This window comes from Xenorhabdus innexi (genome assembly GCF_002632485.1).
Taxonomy (GTDB): Bacteria; Pseudomonadota; Gammaproteobacteria; order Enterobacterales; family Enterobacteriaceae; genus Xenorhabdus; species Xenorhabdus innexi.
On sequence record NZ_NIBU01000024.1, the window covers coordinates 1 to 19327 of the forward strand.

Annotated in this window: 14 protein-coding genes and 1 riboswitch; of the genes, 9 read left to right on the forward strand and 5 right to left on the reverse strand. The window is 44.2% G+C overall.

Going from position 1 to position 19327, the window contains the following annotated elements:
• From Xinn_RS11100 to Xinn_RS11110, 3 genes are all read right to left on the reverse strand, one after another.
• On the reverse strand, nt 1-1790 hold a 1790-nt coding region (locus tag Xinn_RS11100; protein WP_339373502.1), incomplete at its 3' end, for a trypsin-like serine protease.
• Nucleotides 1791-1840: 50 nt separating this feature from the next.
• The gene (locus Xinn_RS23120) at nt 1841-2176 is read right to left on the reverse strand and encodes a trypsin-like serine protease (protein WP_086954579.1); all 336 of its coding nucleotides are present in this window, start codon (nt 2174-2176) and stop codon (nt 1841-1843) included.
• Nucleotides 2177-2199: 23 nt separating this feature from the next.
• Nucleotides 2200-3996, reverse strand: coding sequence for a hypothetical protein (locus Xinn_RS11110; RefSeq protein WP_086954580.1), 1797 nt, complete (start codon nt 3994-3996; stop codon nt 2200-2202).
• A 354-nt stretch (nt 3997-4350) separates the two neighbouring features.
• Between Xinn_RS11110 and Xinn_RS11115 the strand changes: the two genes are divergently transcribed.
• The 9 genes from Xinn_RS11115 (at nt 4351) to malM (ending at nt 13502) form a co-directional block, all read left to right on the forward strand.
• Nucleotides 4351-5025 (forward strand): HAD family hydrolase, encoded by a 675-nt coding sequence (locus Xinn_RS11115; protein ID WP_086954581.1) that lies wholly within the window; start codon nt 4351-4353, stop codon nt 5023-5025.
• 76 nt (nt 5026-5101) lie between these two features.
• Nucleotides 5102-5226, forward strand: a riboswitch (TPP riboswitch).
• A 139-nt stretch (nt 5227-5365) separates the two neighbouring features.
• Nucleotides 5366-7363 (forward strand): phosphomethylpyrimidine synthase ThiC, encoded by a 1998-nt coding sequence (gene thiC / locus Xinn_RS11120; RefSeq protein WP_086954582.1) that lies wholly within the window; start codon nt 5366-5368, stop codon nt 7361-7363.
• Nucleotides 7347-8087, forward strand: a complete 741-nt coding sequence (gene thiE, locus Xinn_RS11125) for a thiamine phosphate synthase (RefSeq protein WP_086954583.1) — start codon at nt 7347-7349, stop codon at nt 8085-8087. The genes thiC and thiE overlap by 17 nt, the downstream gene beginning before the upstream one ends.
• Entirely contained in the window at nt 8081-8866 is a 786-nt protein-coding gene (locus Xinn_RS11130) for a HesA/MoeB/ThiF family protein (RefSeq protein ID WP_086954584.1), read from the forward strand. Before thiE ends, Xinn_RS11130 begins: the two co-directional genes overlap by 7 nt.
• Nucleotides 8863-9075: a sulfur carrier protein ThiS gene (gene thiS, locus Xinn_RS11135; RefSeq protein ID WP_086954585.1), complete on the forward strand. Its 213-nt coding sequence runs from the start codon at nt 8863-8865 to the stop codon at nt 9073-9075. Before Xinn_RS11130 ends, thiS begins: the two co-directional genes overlap by 4 nt.
• Nucleotides 9076-9100: 25 nt before the next feature.
• Nucleotides 9101-9868 carry a thiazole synthase gene (locus tag Xinn_RS11140; RefSeq protein ID WP_086956520.1) on the forward strand — a complete coding sequence of 256 codons (768 nt, stop codon included), beginning with the start codon at nt 9101-9103 and terminating at the stop codon, nt 9866-9868.
• Entirely contained in the window at nt 9865-11031 is a 1167-nt protein-coding gene (gene thiH, locus Xinn_RS11145; RefSeq protein WP_244590184.1) for a 2-iminoacetate synthase ThiH, read from the forward strand. Before Xinn_RS11140 ends, thiH begins: the two co-directional genes overlap by 4 nt.
• Nucleotides 11032-11319: 288 nt before the next feature.
• A complete protein-coding gene (locus Xinn_RS11150) occupies nt 11320-12597 on the forward strand; it encodes a maltoporin (protein WP_086954586.1) in 1278 nt (425 codons plus the stop codon).
• A gap of 20 nt (nt 12598-12617) precedes the next feature.
• On the forward strand, nt 12618-13502 hold the full coding sequence (gene malM / locus Xinn_RS11155; protein WP_086956522.1) for a maltose operon protein MalM: 885 nt from the start codon (nt 12618-12620) through the stop codon (nt 13500-13502).
• A 68-nt stretch (nt 13503-13570) separates the two neighbouring features.
• Here malM and Xinn_RS11160 read toward each other — a convergent pair whose 3' ends face one another.
• Both Xinn_RS11160 and rpoC read right to left on the reverse strand, forming a co-directional pair.
• A complete protein-coding gene (locus Xinn_RS11160) occupies nt 13571-14866 on the reverse strand; it encodes a polysaccharide deacetylase family protein (protein ID WP_086954587.1) in 1296 nt (431 codons plus the stop codon).
• 102 nt (nt 14867-14968) lie between these two features.
• Entirely contained in the window at nt 14969-19192 is a 4224-nt protein-coding gene (gene rpoC, locus Xinn_RS11165) for a DNA-directed RNA polymerase subunit beta' (RefSeq protein WP_086954588.1), read from the reverse strand.
• Between the last annotated feature and the right edge of the window lie 135 nt (nt 19193-19327).

The window sequence follows — 19327 nt, forward strand, 5'->3', positions numbered from 1 at the left end:
AAGTTATGTATTCCATTATAATCACTATATTGTATTGGTATTTCTGAAAAATATGTATTCTCTTTTAATGGAATTCTGACATAGATATCTCGATCTTCATTTCTATTGCATTTAGGTGAACCTGAAGGTGAATGACTATTTTTCTTCATACATATAGAATATTCTGACGGTAAATATGAGTTATCATATTGTCGACTATAATTTTTTTTGTCACCACCAAAACCAGAAAATATTTTATCTTTAATTTCAGTAGATTGAATTTTCATCGGAGATTTAATATCATATTCTTCCTCAAATTGGGGTTGAAAATATGCACTTTTATTTTTGAAGGTAATATCATACCACTGCTTTGAATCAAACTGATCTTGTCCATCAATAAGCTGTAGTGCACCTATAGGGAAATCCCGTTCTTTAATTTGAGTTGGTTCCATATTTACAGCATCATTGGGTATATCAAAATGAAAATAATCAGGTTTGTTTGTACACTGAAATTGAGATGAATGAAAAGTACAGATAAAATTTGCATTCTTATCATAAGTGGCATTCAAATCGAACATTTTCCTATATATACTAATGCCATCATCCATCTTTAGATCTAAGGCTAAATCAGTATAATTTTCAGGTTGTAAAGTTATATTTACTTTATCTAAGAGATTCTCACTTCTGATTTCTCGTTCATCCTCTCTATTTTTTTGTTCAGCCTCTATAACAAATTCACTCCCTAACTCACTGATAATAACATCAGTTTTTATAGCACATGTCCATAATCCACTCTCATTTGCTTTTATGGACTCATTTTTATTTATTCCAGCGCATAATTCATCCTGCCATAACTCTTTATTTTTATTTGATTCTAATTTCAATTTGATATTAGAATTAGGAGCAGCATGCCCACGTATCGTGAAGTTATTAGTATGCACTATTGATTTATCTAATGGGTAAACAATCAATAATTCTTGTTCAATTGATGGTATTTCCGCTGTTACAGTATCCTCTCTCCAACTATTATCACTTTGTTCTGACTCTCTGACAGTAATATTTATGTTATATTGTTTTACCTCATCAACAACGTATTTATGATAAGATTTATATGGGATGTTACATTCCCACCCCCCAACTGAATCTACAGGATTATTACATTCAATACTTTCTGCAAGATTACTATCAATAGAATAACTCAACTTTATTTTACTATTTGGACGAGCATATCCTCTAACAATAATATTCTCTCCTCTCTTACTGACTCTGCCATTCCAATCCGGGCTATCAATCCATATTTTCTCCATAGTTTCAGAAAACCAATGACCTAAATCTTTTGGTTGATAAAATTTAGTGGTCAAATATTTTCCTGTAACATCTGAAATAACAGAAAAAGCAAGAGGTCTTTCACTCCCTGTATCTTTTTCACTCAAAGCATCTTCTCCTAAGGATATAACACCAATAATAGTATTATTCCAAATAACTGGCCCTCCAGAATCTCCAGACTGTGAAACCCCAGCGGTTAATGCTTCATTTTCTTTTGTTATTAGTCCATCATTCCCTTTTAAATCTTTAGCGGCAGTGATAATTTTTACATCAGCCCGCTTTTGTTCCCCCGTTCCCGGTATAATCTCTCCTGTTCTTTCATCAATTCCTAGGCTACCATAGCCATAAATAGAAGCATTATAATAGTCTTTATAGTACTTTTCGTTTTTTTCATAAGCATTGTCATAATAAAAGAAACGACGAATATGACCAAAACCATATGAATTTATAGGCTTATTTAATTTTATGATTGCAAAATCAGCCAATTTTCCAGATTCGGAATATGGAAAGAAATTTTTAGGGTCTCCTCTGCCAATTATTTTTTCTTATAATCTTTAATTATATATCCTTCAAAAGAAATATTTGGATTATGTTCCTTTGGATCATAATAGCAATGAGATGCTGTTAAAATATAGTTTGGAGCGATCAGAGAGCCAGTGCAGGATGAGATAGTCTTTTTATATTGGCCTAATTTAACTTGATTATAAATATGAACAACCCAAGGTTTACACTGACTATCTTTACCTTCAATACAACTTTCCTCACCTCTTGCAATGGTTTCTCTGGGAGGAGATGTTAACATACCACCTGAAAGTGAACTCACACTGTAAAATAAAAATGACAGCATAAACATTATTCTAAATATAATCATGATAGACTCCTTAAACTGGGAGATTAGTTATTCTTTTCAATGCAAGTCATGTGTTCACCTTCTCCTGTACATTCCAGAACTTTATCTTTCCGTGCCTGATAATATTTATTATCAGAAGTTTCATGGATAGTAAAAATATACACTCCCCTTCTTGCATAATATTTATTATCTGAACGCCAATTCCCTTGTGCATCAGGCGTGATTTCTTCCTGTTTTACACCATCAACGAGTATTATTACTTTCGGATGGAGAGTATCTTTGAATTCGCTGGTTTGTTTATCCTCTGTAGGCAGGGAGGTTCCATAAATCTGGAGGTATACTTTATCTATGACTTCATATTTTACAGAAAAATCTTTTGATTTCAGTATAGTGACTTCGTCATTACTGTCTTTAACCGGAATATCAGCTGTTCCTTTATTTTTCGCTTTAATTTTTATAAAACCATCAGGGGCATCACTAATTGTCGTTGCCCAATCATTTCCATTCTGCGAAAGGGTTGAGATAATATGCTCACCATTTGGATAGTAGATTGCATGAACATCGAGAGGCGTTTTTTCTGTGACTTTTCCTTCAACTGAAATTGTTGGAGCATTTCCGTTTGTTGGAGTAATAAATTCACGCATAATAGGTTTTGTGATGCTTACCGGGCAACGCGATACAGCAAATTTCACGTCTTTTTTTCCTGAAAGGAATTCAGTACCCTTCTTGTTTGGGTTAAAAAGCACAGATGCCTTATAATAATGAAAACATTTTGCAGTTAAGTTTTTAATAATCCACACACCGGAGTTAATATCAACATCGGGTGTATATTCTTTCGGTGGTTCAGAAATATGAGTATATTCAGGATCATCAAAAACAGAAATTGATACTTTAACATTTTTATCATCCTGTGGAGTTTTAACATTAATTAAACCGGATAAACCATATTTCCCATCAGGTATAATTTGCCCATCCTTCATTGACGTAATGGTTGCACCGCATGGAGGCCCTTTAATAGTAATTCCAGAATTTTCAATGCCTTCAATGCTAATTTGTCCGGGAGCCACCCCGCAGTTTATCCAAATTTTTGTTCGCCATTGCTCCTTTGTTCCTTCTATCGGTTCAACTTTATACTTATTTTTGTCAAAATCAGTGACAATATAAGGTAACGAGTCGTCCTCCATAACTCCCTGACCAATAATAGTAATATAATTGTTTTTGGCTTGAGCTTGCGGATCAGAGGAAGTAATTTTTGGTGGTATCCAGATATCACGATCATCTTTGATATCTATGCTGATACGATACCCATCCTCAACAAAAACCCCATTATTTAAACAATTCAAACCATTACAATTAGCACTGATTTCAAGATTACAATGACTTGTATTAACTGCGCTGTGCCATTGTAAATAGGGGCCAATTGGAAACGATGGCACATATATTAACAATTCAAAATCACATGACTGATATGGTTTAGATCCTTTATAAGTGGTTGCGTTCCATTTCACGAATTTGTCTTCCCTAAAACAGCTAAATAGTGTATTATAATCTGTGACTTTCTCGCTAGAACTTTCTCCACTTTTCAAATAGATGCTTTGATATCCATGATTCTTCATGCATTTATCATCTTTAACATTAATTTTCAAATCATCACGTTTGCTGCTGTTTTTAAAAGTCAAATTATAGTCTGATGAATAAACCCCTATATTTTCCTTTGAATTATTATTCACGTTATTTGAAATAACAGAATGGTTTATTGATTCAGTCGCATTCCCTCTATCAAGGCAACACAATAGTATAATCAGCGTCATAATGCATAAGTTTATTTTATCTTTTTTCATAGGGAACACCTTAATGAAAAATATAACACTGGTGGCAGGTTAAACCCGCAGTGATTTTTGTTAAAATGATTTATAAAATTAATATAATAAGTGTCATTATATAAAAACCAGAATCGAGAAATTTATTAAATAAAAAGGGATATATTTTAATTATGGTAAAGCACTCCAATAATGTCCAAATTTGAAATTATTTTTTCATGGATTTTTTTATATTATTTTTAATATCAATGCTTACCAATTGATTTTGAGCACACTATTCCGCAGATTAAAAAATAGGGTTAAATAGCAATAAAGTGTTTGATTCTCTTTCAATTAACTCTATTCTGTCGATTTCAGGCTTGAGGAATAACAGCTATGTCACAGCAGGTTGCCATATTTGATCTGGATGATACCCTGATCCGTGGGGATTCCAGCCTACTCTGGACGCATTATTTATGGGAAAAACAGATCATTACTGACCCCCGTTTTATAGAAGCAGACCAGAAAATGATATCGGATTACAACGCAGGGAAACTGGACATGCAGGAATATCTGGCAGTCAGTTTGCAGGCACTCTGCAAGATACCCCATGAACAAGTTGATATCTGGCTGACAGATTTTGTGGAAACTAAAATCAAACCTCTCTTCTACCCCGCAGCAAAAACACAGTTAGATATTTACCGTCAGCAGAACATACCCATTATTATCATTTCAGCCACGGTTTCTTTCGTGGTTCAGAAAATTGCGGCTGCATTCGGCGTAAAAACTGCGATGGGAATTGATATGGTCATGAAAGATGGCTGTTATACCGGCAATATTCAGGGCGTCCCCACTTTCCGTGAAGGAAAAGTTACCCGTCTACAGCAATGGCTGGCAGAACAGAATTTATCACCAAAACATATCTCTTTTTACACCGACTCAGCGAATGATTTACCGATGTGTTTCTTTGCCAATGAAGTCTTTACCGTGAATCCAGATATGAAATTGCAGTCAGAAGCAGAAAAACATGGCTGGCAACAATTGAGCTGGGAATTAGCGCCTCTTGTTTAGCACCTGACATCGGGCCAGTCCCAAAGGCCTCGTTTTCCGGTTGCAGTTTCTATAATCCCCTTTATACTCTGGGGTGTTTTTCTTGTCGGAGTGCCTAGCGTTCAGCGTATATCACGATGAACACAGGCTGAGACCGTTTATTCGGGATCCGCAGAACCTGATCGGGCTAATACCCGCGAAGGGAACAAGAGTAATCCCTCTGCTGACGCGATTTTTGTTTCTGTACAGATAGCTACAAAATAATACTGTTCAGCAATCATCATTACTCCCTGCGAGCTCCAGACAAGCAATTTTCTCAACTTAAGCCTGATACAGGCGATTACACAGTCAGGAATTTGCTATGTCTAATGCTATTAACCATACCTCTACTAACGATACCGTTAACTCCACCGCAGATATTATCCCGACAACGGATATCTCTCCTAAAACCCATCCGGCACGTCCACGTAAAGCCCAACGGGATGCTGCGCAGGAATTTATCAATTCAATTCAGGGTGTCTCTTTTCCCAATTCACATCGTATCTATCTGGAAGGTTCACGCGAGGATATTCAGGTTCCTATGCGTGAAATTCAGGTATCTCCCACGTTTGTGGGTGGTACAAAAGAAGCGCCTCAGTTTGAGGAAAATGAACCCGTCCCTGTTTATGATACTTCCGGCCCTTATGGTGATCCTGAAGCCGTGCTGAACGTTCATGCGGGTTTGCAGAAAATCCGCCAGCCGTGGATTGAAGAGCGCAATGACACTGAGCCTGTCACAAGCCTCAGCTCTGATTTTACCCAACAGCGCCTTGCTGATGCCGGTCTGGATCATCTGCGCTTTCATCATCGTCCCCATCCTTTGAAAGCAAAAACGGGTAAATGTGTTACTCAATTGCATTACGCTCGTGCAGGCGTTATCACGCCGGAGATGGAGTTTATTGCTCTGCGCGAAAATATGGGGCGTGAACGCATCCGTGGTGAAGTGCTCCTCCAGCAGCATCCGGGGCAAAGTTTCGGCGCAAACCTGCCGGAAAACATTACACCGGAATTTGTGCGTCAGGAAGTGGCTGCTGGCCGTGCCATTATTCCCGCCAACATTAATCACCCGGAATCTGAGCCGATGATTATCGGCCGCAATTTTCTGGTGAAAGTTAATGCCAATATCGGTAACTCTTCTGTGAGTTCTTCTATTGAAGAAGAAGTTGAAAAGCTGATCTGGTCTACCCGCTGGGGAGCGGATACCGTAATGGATCTCTCCACCGGACGCTATATCCACGAAACCCGCGAATGGATACTGCGTAACAGCCCGGTGCCAATCGGTACAGTCCCCATTTATCAGGCGCTGGAAAAAGTCAACGGCATTGCAGAAAATCTGACATGGGAAATGTTCCGCGATACGCTACTGGAGCAGGCCGAACAAGGCGTGGATTACTTCACCATTCATGCCGGTGTTCTGCTACGCTATGTCCCGATGACCGCCAAACGGCTGACGGGCATTGTTTCCCGTGGTGGCTCCATCATGGCAAAATGGTGTCTCTCTCACCATCAGGAAAATTTCCTCTACACCCATTTCCGTGAAATTTGTGAAATCTGTGCGGCCTACGATGTTTCCCTTTCTCTGGGGGACGGGTTGCGCCCCGGTTCCATTCAGGATGCCAATGATCAGGCGCAATTTTCTGAACTGTATACGCTGGGTGAGCTGACCAAAATCGCCTGGGAATATGATGTTCAGGTCATGATTGAAGGGCCGGGACATATTCCGATGCAGTTAATCCGCCGCAATATGACGGAAGAGCTGGAACACTGCCACGAAGCGCCTTTCTACACATTAGGGCCACTGACAACAGATATCGCACCGGGTTATGACCATTTTACCTCTGGTATTGGTGCTGCCATGATTGGCTGGTTCGGCTGTGCCATGCTTTGTTATGTCACCCCCAAAGAGCACCTTGGTCTGCCGAATAAAGAAGATGTGAAACAGGGGCTCATCACTTACAAAATCGCGGCTCACGCAGCCGATCTGGCTAAAGGCCATCCCGGTGCTCAAATCCGCGACAACGCTATGTCAAAAGCGCGTTTTGAATTCCGCTGGGAAGATCAGTTTAATCTGGCACTTGATCCTGATACTGCCCGCGCTTATCACGATGAAACATTGCCACAGGAATCCGGTAAGGTTGCCCATTTCTGCTCTATGTGCGGGCCGAAATTCTGCTCAATGAAAATTACGCAGGATGTAAGGGACTACGCGGCCAAACTGGAACAGGAAGCAGGTATGGAACAAATGTCTGAGGAGTTCCGCTCTCATGGCAGTGAACTGTATCACCGAGCCGAGGATATCAATGATGTCAAATCAGCCTGAGACAGTTTGCACTGCAATTTATTCTGAAACAATTTACTCTGAAACAGTGTCCTTTGCGCCGACCGAACATCGGCTGGGTCTATATCCGGTCGTAGATTCTCTGATCTGGATTGAGCGATTACTGGAAGCGGGTGTCAGAACGCTGCAACTGCGTATTAAAGACCTGCCCGAAGATCAGGTCGAGAAGGATATCCGGCAGGCAATTGCATTAGGGAATCAATACAACGCGCGCCTGTTTATCAACGATTACTGGCGTCTGGCAATCAGACACCGTGCCTATGGCGTACATCTGGGGCAGGAAGATTTAGATATCGCTGATCTCAGCGCCATCCGACAGGCAGGGCTGAGGCTGGGAATTTCCACCCATGATGAGCAGGAACTGGCGCGGGCAAAAGCCCTGCGCCCATCCTACATTGCGCTGGGACATATTTTCCCGACAACAACCAAAGCAATGCCATCATCGCCTCAGGGTCTGAGCGCCCTGAGACGTCAGGTAGAACTCACCCCTGAATTCCCGACAGTCGCTATCGGGGGTATTTCACTGGAACGGGTTCCTGATGTGGTTGCTACCGGTGTCGGCGGCGTGGCTCTGGTCAGTGCCATTACTAAAGCCAGAGACTGGCGGCAGACGACCGCCAGATTACTGCACTTAGTTGAAGAAACATGCGTTGAAGGTACACCTGAAAGCAACATTGAAGAAAATGGTCGGAGGCGCTTATGTTGAACGATCAGGAATTTATGCGATACAGCCGTCAGTTATTACTGGAAGATATCGGCCCTGACGGACAGGTAAAACTAAAAAACAGTAAGGTACTGATAGTCGGAATGGGGGGATTAGGTTCCCCTGCTGCGCTTTACCTCGCAGCGGCAGGAGTGGGGAACCTTTATCTTGCAGATGATGACAAATTACATATTTCAAACCTGCAACGCCAGATCCTCTATCGCACAGCAGATATTCCCGCAGGCAAGGCCGCTCTGGCAGCACAAAGAGTGACTGAGCTGAATCCACTGGTTAACACAACTACCATCAACGAGCGACTGGACAAAAAATCACTGGTAAACCTCGTCCGGCAAGTCGATCTGATTCTGGATTGCTGCGATAACATGGCAACCCGTCATGCCATTAACGCGGCCTGTATCGAAACTGGTAAACCTCTAATCAGTGGAAGTGCCGTAGGTTTCAGTGGTCAGCTTATGGTATTCGAGCCGCCTTACCAGCACGGCTGTTATGCCTGCCTCTATCCCGATCAGGAAGAGCCTCAGCGTAACTGCCGGACTGCCGGTGTGTTAGGGCCGGTCGTCGGGGTTATTGGTACATTACAGGCACTGGAAGCCATTAAGATGCTGGCTGGTCTCCCTTCTTATCTGAACGGGAAGCTGCAACTGTTTGATGGCAGAAAACAGAACTGGAGTACTTTACAGCTGACACCCTCACCACAATGTCGGGTATGCGGGGCTGGCTCCTGCACAGATAAAACCGTTTCAGGAACAGAAATCGTATGAACATCATTGTTAACGATCAAACGATCACACTGGATACGCCGCCAAATAAGGCTATGACAGTGCAACAATTACTGGAACATATACAGCATACTCAGTCAGGCATTGCACTGGCGATTAACCAGACCATCATACCCCGCTCAGAATGGCATACCCATCAGCTCAGTGACGGGGATAATATCCTGCTGTTTCAGGCCATTGCGGGCGGCTAATGCCGGAGATTGTTTTATGTTAGAAGTGTTAAAAATCGCTGATACCACCTTTCATTCCCGTCTGTTTACCGGCACAGGTAAATTTGCCAATGCCAGTCTGATGATTGAAGCCATTCGTGCTTCCGGCAGCCAATTAGTCACAATGGCGATGAAACGGATTGACCTACATGGCAAAGATGATGGCATTCTCACACCATTGCAGGAGTTAGGCGTTAAGCTCCTGCCAAATACTTCCGGAGCGAAAACCGCAGAAGAGGCAGTTTTCGCTGCCCGTCTTGCGCGGGAAGCACTGGGCACCAACTGGATCAAACTGGAAATTCACCCTGACGTGAAATACCTGTTACCTGATCCGATAGAAACCCTGAAAGGCGCGGAACAGCTAGTCAAAGAAGGCTTTGTTGTTCTGCCCTACTGTAGCGCAGATCCGGTTCTGTGCCGCCGTCTGGAAGAGGTGGGGTGTGCTGCCGTGATGCCATTGGGGGCACCGATTGGTTCAAACAAAGGTCTGCTTACCCGGGATTTTCTGCAAATTATCATTGAGCAATCCAATGTTCCTGTTGTTGTGGATGCCGGTATTGGTGCTCCGAGCCACGCACTGGCAGCCATTGAAATGGGAGCCGATGCGGTATTGGTCAATACTGCCATCGCCGTGGCCCGTAATCCGGTCAAAATGGCACAGGCGTTCAAAACAGCCATTGAAGCCGGTGAACTGGCTCATCAGGCTGGGGTAGCAAATCAGAAATCCCACGCAGAAGCCTCCAGCCCGCTGACTGATTTTCTGGGGGCTTTATGATTGGCAACATCTTTATGAACGGCAATACCGGGTCAAAGCCGACTTTTCGCCATCGCTGGCAACAGTTGGACTGGGATGACGTCACGCTGAGCATCAATAGTAAAACCAGCCATGATGTTGAATATGCCCTGAATAGCGAACATCTGACATTGGATGATTTTATGGCATTGCTCTCACCCGCAGCCCTGCCTTACCTTGAGCCTTTAGCTCAGCGGGCACAACAATTAACCCGCCAGCGATTTGGTAATACCGTGGGATTTTATATCCCACTTTACCTTTCCAATCTGTGTGCTAATGACTGTACCTATTGTGGTTTCTCCATGAGTAACCACATTAAGCGTAAGACGCTCAATGAACAGGAAATCGAGGCTGAGTGTCAGGCGCTGAAAAAGTTGGGGTTTGAGCATATTCTGCTGGTTACGGGGGAGCATCAGAAAAAAGTCGGGATGGACTATTTTCGCCATTATCTTCCCTTAATACACCGTTATTTCAGTTCAGTCACCATGGAAGTTCAGCCCTTGGCACAAGAGGAATATGCCGAACTGAAAACACTGGGATTAGATGGTGTGCTGGTCTATCAGGAAACCTACCATCAGCCGAGTTATCAGCTGCATCATCTCAAGGGAAAAAAGCAGGATTTTCACTGGCGGCTGGAAACCCCTGAGCGACTTGGACGAGCTGGTATTGATAAAATCGGTCTGGGGGCATTAATCGGTTTATCCCCTCACTGGCGGACTGACTGCTATATGGTGGCAGAACATCTGCTTTTCCTGCAAAAACAGTTTTGGAAAAGTCGTTATTCCATCTCTTTTCCTCGCCTGCGCCCCTGTGCTGGTGGTATTGAACCCGCCTCCCTGATGAATGATGCAGAGCTGGTACAGCTAATCTGTGCATTCCGCCTGCTGGCACCGGATGTTGAACTTTCTCTTTCTACCCGTGAATCACCTTATTTCCGCGATCATGTTGTACCTCTGGCAATAAACAGTGTCAGCGCCGGTTCTAAAACTCAACCGGGTGGTTATGTCGAAAGTGACCATCATGAACTGGAACAATTCTCTCCGAATGATCACCGCTCGGTGAAACAGGTTGCCGAAGCACTGGTAAAATCGGGATTACAGCCGGTCTGGAAAGATTGGGATAGTTATTTAGGGCGGCATGGGTAAAACATAAACTCATATCCCTCATCCATTTGGGCGAGGGATAACGACTGATGTAACCTGTTCTCATCAAGAAAAATCATCCCATTTACATCTCTTCACTCTTCATCAAAACGCCGTTTATCTCCTGCCTGATATTGTTTCTTTGGAAAAAGGAGTGATCTTCACTCCGATTAGCTCTTCATCACTGTCATCTGTTGCAGGAAGGCAGAACAACGTGCCACGCCTGTACAGAGAGTCTGAAAAAGCTATCCCATAAAAAAATACTCCGTGAAAAATAACAGGAGAACAATTATGCGTATCTCACCTCTCTCATTACCCGTACTGGCCGGATTATTTTCCATGCAGGCCGTTGCAGTAGATTTTCATGGTTATGCCCGCTCAGGAATTGGCTGGGCAGGCAGTGGCGGCGCGCAAAAATGTGCTCAAAGTACAGGAGCACAGAGTAAATACCGCCTCGGAAATGAATGTGAAACCTATGCTGAATTAAAATTAGGCCAAGCATTGTGGCAGCAAAAAGATAAACGCTTCTATTTTGATACTAATCTGGCCTATACCGCAGATCAGAAAAGCGATCAGGAATCTGTCACTCCGGTATTCCGTGAAGTAAATGTGCAGGCCACTAACGTTATTGACTGGTTGCCCGGCTCAACATTGTGGGCCGGTAAGCGTTTTTATCAGCGCCATGATGTACATATGATCGACTTCTATTATTGGGATATCTCCGGTCCCGGTGCTGGTTTGGAAAACATTGATCTTGGTTTTGGCAAGCTTTCTCTGGCCGCAACCCGAAATACCGAAAGTGGTGGCTCATATCGCTTTTTTGATAGCAAAAATCACAATGCCGAAACCTCTAATGATGTTTTTGATGTCCGGCTTGCCGCTCTCCCCATAAACCGTGGAGGAGTGCTGGAATTAGGTGTCGATTATGGGCGGGCCAATCCGGATAAACACTATCATCTGGCTCAAAATGCGTCTAAAGATGGGCTAATGCTAACCGCCGAACATACGCAAAGTATGTTGGAAGGGTTCAATAAACTTGTCGTTCAGTATGCAACTGATTCGATGATTTCCAATAACAATGGCCGTTCCGCAGGAGGCAGTACTGACAATCCGGGCCATATGTTGCGTGTCATAAACCATGGAGGCATCAGTCTGGCTAAAAAATGGGATCTGATGTATATCGCCATGTACCAAAATATTAATAACGATAATCGTAACGGAACCATTTGGTATAGCGCAGGTATTCGCCCGATGTATAAATGGACTCCCACCATGAGTACGTTAATGGAAGTCGGCTACGATAATGTCAAATCTCAACGCGCCAAAGCGATTAACGACCAGTATAAAATCACGCTGGCTCAACAATGGCAGGCGGGTGATAGCATCTGGTCACGCCCGGCTATCCGCCTATACACGACCTATGCTAAATGGGATGAAAAGTGGGGCTATGCCAATAAAAACCCCGGTTATTCCGATGGGATAGCGTATCGTGACACACCAAAACACCAGTTCAGCCGTGGTAAAAATGATGAATTCATGTTTGGTGCTCAATTTGAAGCCTGGTGGTGATTTCAGATGAGAATAATACGATGAAAATCAAATTCTTTTCTCTCATATGTTGCAGCTTTCTGTCCGGTATCAGCCTTCCCTTAGTGGCTTATACGGCAGAGTCTCCCTCTGAAAACGTTATGATGAATCAGGGAGTGAGCAACGCTGTTGCTCATTCTTTGCCTGCTTCTGCTTTACGGAAACTGGTATGGCAACCCGTTGATATCCGTCACAAGTACACAATTATCCTCAACCATACCTCACCTCAGATTCACACAGGAAATATTCAGGGAGCCGTTTCCGCCCTTACTCTGCCTGTTGATCAGGGAACATTGGAAATTACCCTGAGCAGCCTGATAAAAAACAGACAGGTCTATTCACCTAATGTATTGGTGTTTGATGAGAAATTTCACCCTATTGCATTTTACTCAAGCCATTATTTTGCCTATCAACAAGCGGGAATTATCTCGGAAGAGAGGCTGGAAGGAACGTTAAAACTGGAGCCTGCATTAGGGCAACAAAAAATATATTTGCTGATTTACACAACTCATACAGACCTGCAAACATCGACAACCATGGTTGATCCTGCCAAAGCTTATGCTCAGGGGGTCGGCAATGCGGTTCCCGATATTCCCGATCCAACAGCTTCCCATACTGATACCGGAACGCTAACCCTGAGAGTCACGTCAGAACAACCTTCCGGAAGTACATCAGATAACCGTATTCTCACAGCGCCAAAGCCTAAAATAGTAGCTAAACCCATTTCAGGAGAAACCGAACAGTACTTCAATGATGCCATCAGGAAAGCGATTAAAAAGGGGGATATTCATAAAGCGCTGGCGCTGTTAGATGAAGCAGAACGACTTGGTTCACCGAGTGCACGGGAAACATTTATCAAAATGATAAAGAGTAAAACATCAGAGTAAATCCGAAAAAACTAAAACCACCAGCTTAGTAGGAATAAACTGGTGGTTTTAACTATTATCATTAATTATCACATATTGCTTTTTATCTTAGAAAAAGGAATGTCGCTCGATTTATTAGATATTATTTTTCCCATTTTCTCAATCGAGTCTGTCCGCAATATATATAACCGTTTCAAAGAAAAAGGATTATCTCCCAATTTAACTTTTCCCTGAACAGTTGTGACTGCTAAATGAAATCCCGCATTTTCAGCAGCTTTAACCGCTGTCATATTATATCCGCCAAAAGGATATGAAAGATAAATTACATGGGGGTTAAATTGGGATAATGCCCGGCGGGAGCGTTCAAAGTCATACAAGATGTTCCGGTATGAACGTTTAAATAATATTGGTTTTTTATTTTTACTTAGACGATGTAAGAAATGAGTATGAGATTGAAAATCAAAAATATCCTGCATAGATAACAATTCATTGATACTCAGAAATTGCAGGTTATTAGGATTCCATTTTTGCGGATGACGTTTAATTCGGGATGAAATAACAAAAAGCGTCGCCTTTTGTTCATTTTTTTTCAGGATTGGATAAGCATAACGATACACTGACTTCAATCCATCATCAAAAGTCAAAGCAACAACTTTTGCTGGCAGGTTAATCGTACCATTTAAATACCCTTCCAGTTCATATAAGGAAATCGTGATATAACCGGACTGTTTTAAGTAATCCATTTGATTACGAAAGGCATTCAACGAGGTCGTTGTTGATGTATGCAGAAAACGCTGATTTTCTTTATCCGTAAGAATATGATGGTACGTTAATACTGGTATGCCATTATCATATTCTACATCCTGAGCACGAATATAGCCCTTTCTTCCCCCCAGATTAATTTCATACCAAATATGATGCCTGATATCCTGTACTTTATCCTGAATCGGATAACGGAGATCTGCCATCAGTACGGCAATGGGTTTACTATCGGATTCCAGCGTACTGTAAACCTTCGTTTCTTTAAATATAACTAAACCCTGAGAAGATTTATTAATAAGAATGGGAAAAGGATCACTGGGAAATGCGTTTTTTTTTATTTCTTTTAAATTACTTTTAGCAATATAGCCTTCCCCGTTACCAAAACTAAATTCGTAATAATCGCTTTCTTCCTCTTCATCCTGAACCACTTTCAGATTTTGCCCTTCCTTGAAAGCGCCAACCTGAATCACATGCTCTCCGATCAGAGCATAAATTTCACTGTCTCTGATTACCTCCATATAACGATAACTTTTCCCGTCCGACTGATAAGCTACAACCTGATTGGAAAAAAATAACAAGGACAGCAAGAAAATCATGGCAGCAACATTAACAAGTTGTCTCATTTTATTTTCCTCCTGCCTTCGTAAAACCAAAAAAAATGCCCTCTTTAACAGAGGGCATTTTACAATGAATTATACTACGTTAAGTATAAATCTATCGCGAGTTTACTCGTTATTGCTACTACCGAAACCTGCATTCAGCAATTCAGCAAGGTTTGCAGTGGCTTCATCAATACTAACCTGTGGTGCTTCAACCACTTCGTTTTCATGACGACGGCGCATACGATCCTGATGGTAAGCATAACCTGTACCCGCAGGGATCAGACGACCCACAATAACGTTCTCTTTCAGGCCACGCAGTTCATCACGTTTACCTGCAACAGCTGCTTCAGTCAGTACGCGGGTTGTTTCCTGGAACGACGCCGCAGAGATGAAGGATTCTGTTGCCAGAGATGCTTTGGTGATACCCAGCAGATCACGGTGGAAGGTCGCAGGGACTTTGCCATCCAGATCCAGTTTACGGTTAGCAACTTTAACGCGTGCGTATTCAACCTGCTCGCCTTCAAGGAATTCAGAACTTCCCGCATTTGCGATGGTCACTTTACGCAGCATCTGACGAACGATAACTTCGATGTGTTTATCGTTAATCTTAACGCCTTGCAGACGGTAAACTTCCTGAACTTCGTTAGTGATGTAACGAGCAACAGCATGAACACCACGCAGACGCAGAATGTCGTGTGGAGATTCTGGGCCATCGGAGATCACGTCACCACGTTCAACAACCTCACCTTCGAATACGTTGAGCTGACGCCATTTAGGGATCATTTCTTCGTAAGCATCGCTGCCATCCAGTGGGCTGATTACCAGACGACGTTTACCTTTGGTTTCTTTACCGAAGGAAACGATACCGCTGATTTCTGCCAGAATAGCAGGCTCTTTCGGACGACGAGCTTCGAACAAGTCCGCAACGCGTGGCAGACCACCGGTGATATCTTTCGTACCGCCGGATTCCTGAGGAATACGCGCCAGCGTATCACCCGCAGAAATGGTGATGCCATCTTCCAACTGAACAATCGCTTTACCCGGCAGGAAGTACTGAGCCGGCATATCGGTACCCGGGATCAGAACGTCATTACCCTGAGCATCAACGATTTTCAGTGCCGGACGCAGGTCTTTACCGCTACCGGTACGCTCTGCGCTGTCCAGAACTACCAGAGATGACAGGCCGGTCAGTTCATCCGTCTGGCGGGTAATGGTCTGGCCATCTACCATGTCGGAGAACTGGATAATACCGGACACTTCACTCACAACTGGCATGGTGTGCGGATCCCAGTTTGCAACGGTTTCACCGCCGGCAACCTGCTCGCCATCACCTTTAGACAATACGGAGCCGTAAGGGACTTTATAGCTTTCTTTAGTACGACCGAAATCGTCAATCAGGCGCAATTCGGTATTACGGGAAGTAATAACCAGTTTGCCTGCTGAGTTGGTAACGAATTTCGCATTAGTCAGTTTCAGCTGACCTTTGTTACGTACCTGAATGCTGGATTCTGCTGCCGCACGAGATGCCGCACCACCGATGTGGAACGTACGCATCGTCAACTGTGTACCCGGCTCACCGATTGACTGTGCCGCGATAACACCAACTGCTTCACCTTTGTTGATGATATGACCACGAGCCAGATCACGGCCGTAACAGTTAGCACAAACACCGAAGTCAGTTTCACAACTTACTACGGAACGTACTTTCACGCTGTCAACGGAGTTTTCTTCTAACAGATCACACCATTTTTCGTTCAGCAGTGTATTACGTGGAACCAGAATGTCCGCCGCGCCCGGTTTCAGGACGTCTTCAGCAGTCACACGACCCAGTACGCGCTCACGCAGAGGTTCTTTAACATCGCCACCTTCGATAACCGGAGTCATCATGATGCCGTTGTGAGTACCACAGTCATCTTCAGTAACAACCAAGTCCTGAGCAACGTCAACCAGACGACGGGTCAGATAACCGGAGTTCGCTGTCTTCAATGCGGTATCCGCAAGACCTTTACGAGCACCGTGGGTTGAGATGAAGTACTGAAGTACGTTCAGACCTTCACGGAAGTTCGCGGTGATTGGGGTTTCGATGATGGAGCCGTCTGGCGTTGCCATCAGACCACGCATACCCGCCAACTGACGAATCTGAGCAGCAGAACCACGAGCACCGGAGTCGGCCATCATAAAGATGTTGTTGAAGGAAACCTGCTGTTCTTCTTCACCGTTACGGTTAATAACCGTTTCAGAAGAGAGGTTTTCCATCATCGCTTTAGCAACACGTTCGTTCGCCGCAGCCCAGATATCGATAACCTTGTTATAACGTTCGCCCGCAGTTACCAGACCAGACTGGAACTGTTCCTGAATTTCAGCAACTTCAGCTTCTGCTTCCGCGATGATGCCTTCTTTCTTCTCAGGAATAACCATGTCATCGATACCTACGGATACCCCTGAACGGGCAGCGTAAGCAAAACCGGTATACATGGTCTGGTCAGCTAAGATAACTGTTGGTTTCAGACCCAGCACACGGTAACAGGTATTCAGCATCTTAGAGATCGCTTTTTTACCCAGTGGCTGGTTAATCAGTGAGTATGGCAGACCACGCGGTACAATCATCCACAGAATGGCACGACCGATAGTCGTATCGACCAGACCGGTATTGACAGCCACGTTACCTTCGCCATCTCTCACTTCTTCAGTGATACGGACTTTGACACGGGCATGCAGAGAAGCCAGACCTGCGCGGTATACGCGTTCTGCTTCTTTAGGGCCGGTCAGAACCATGCCTTCGCCTTTGGCGTTAACACAGTCACGAGTCATGTAGTACAGACCCAATACAACGTCCTGAGATGGAACGATGATTGGTTCACCACTCGCCGGAGACAGGATGTTGTTGGTAGACATCATCAGCGCACGCGCTTCCAGCTGGGCTTCCAGTGTCAACGGTACGTGAACAGCCATCTGGTCACCATCGAAGTCGGCGTTATATGCCGCACACACCAATGGGTGCAACTGAATAGCTTTACCTTCGATCAGAACCGGTTCAAATGCCTGAATACCCAGACGGTGAAGGGTTGGTGCACGGTTCAGCAGAACCGGGTGCTCACGGATAACCTCATCAAGGATATCCCATACCACCGCTTCTTCACGCTCAACCATTTTCTTGGCTGCTTTGATGGTAGTCGCCAGACCACGCAGTTCCAGTTTGCCGTAGATGAATGGTTTGAACAGCTCCAGTGCCATCTTCTTAGGAAGACCACACTGATGCAGGCGCAGGTATGGACCTACGGTAATTACAGAACGGCCTGAGTAGTCAACACGTTTACCCAACAGGTTCTGACGGAAACGACCCTGTTTACCCTTGATCATGTCAGCCAGGGATTTCAGTGGACGTTTGTTAGAACCGGTAATTGCACGACCGCGACGGCCGTTGTCCAACAGTGCATCAACGGCTTCCTGCAACATACGTTTTTCGTTACGTACGATGATATCCGGCGCAGCCAGATCCAGCAGGCGTTTCAGACGGTTGTTACGGTTGATAACGCGACGATACAGATCGTTCAGGTCAGACGTTGCAAAACGACCGCCATCCAGAGGAACCAGCGGACGCAGATCCGGTGGCAGAACCGGCAGAACTGTCAGAACCATCCACTCTGGTTTGTTACCAGACTGAATGAACGCTTCCAGCAGTTTGATACGCTTGGTCAGTTTCTTACGCTTGGTTTCAGAGTTGGTTTCGTTCAGCTCTTCACGCAGGGTTTCACATTCGTTTTCCAGATCGATGTTTTTCAACAAAGACTGGATCGCTTCTGCACCCATTTTTGCGTCGAACTCATCACCGAACTCTTCCAGAGCATCCAGATACTGCTCTTCAGTCAGGATCTGGCTGCGCTCAAGACTGGTCATGCCGCCTTCGACAACCACATAGGATTCGAAGTACAGTACGCGTTCGATGTCACGCAGTGGCATATCCAGCAGCAAGCCGATACGGGATGGCAGTGATTTCAGGAACCAGATGTGAGCAGTCGGAGATGCCAGTTCAATGTGACCCATACGTTCACGGCGAACTTTAGTCTGAGTGACTTCAACACCACACTTCTCACAAATCACACCACGGTGTTTTAAGCGCTTGTATTTACCACACAAGCATTCGTAATCTTTTACCGGCCCGAAAATACGCGCACAGAAAAGACCGTCACGCTCAGGTTTGAACGTACGGTAGTTAATGGTTTCCGGCTTTTTTACTTCCCCGAATGACCACGAACGGATCATATCTGGAGAGGCCAGAGCAATTTTGATCGCATCAAACTCTTCGGTCTTGGTTTGCGCTTTCAGAAACTTCAATAAGTCTTTCACGAAATGGCTCCTGTCGGAGTTAGACCTGTTAGGTGAGTGGCCCATGCCACTCCCCCCTTGTAACCAGTGTAACCACTGGCTGGCAGACTGCCCGACTCTATGCTATTCAACATAAGGCCGGGCAGTGCCAGCGGA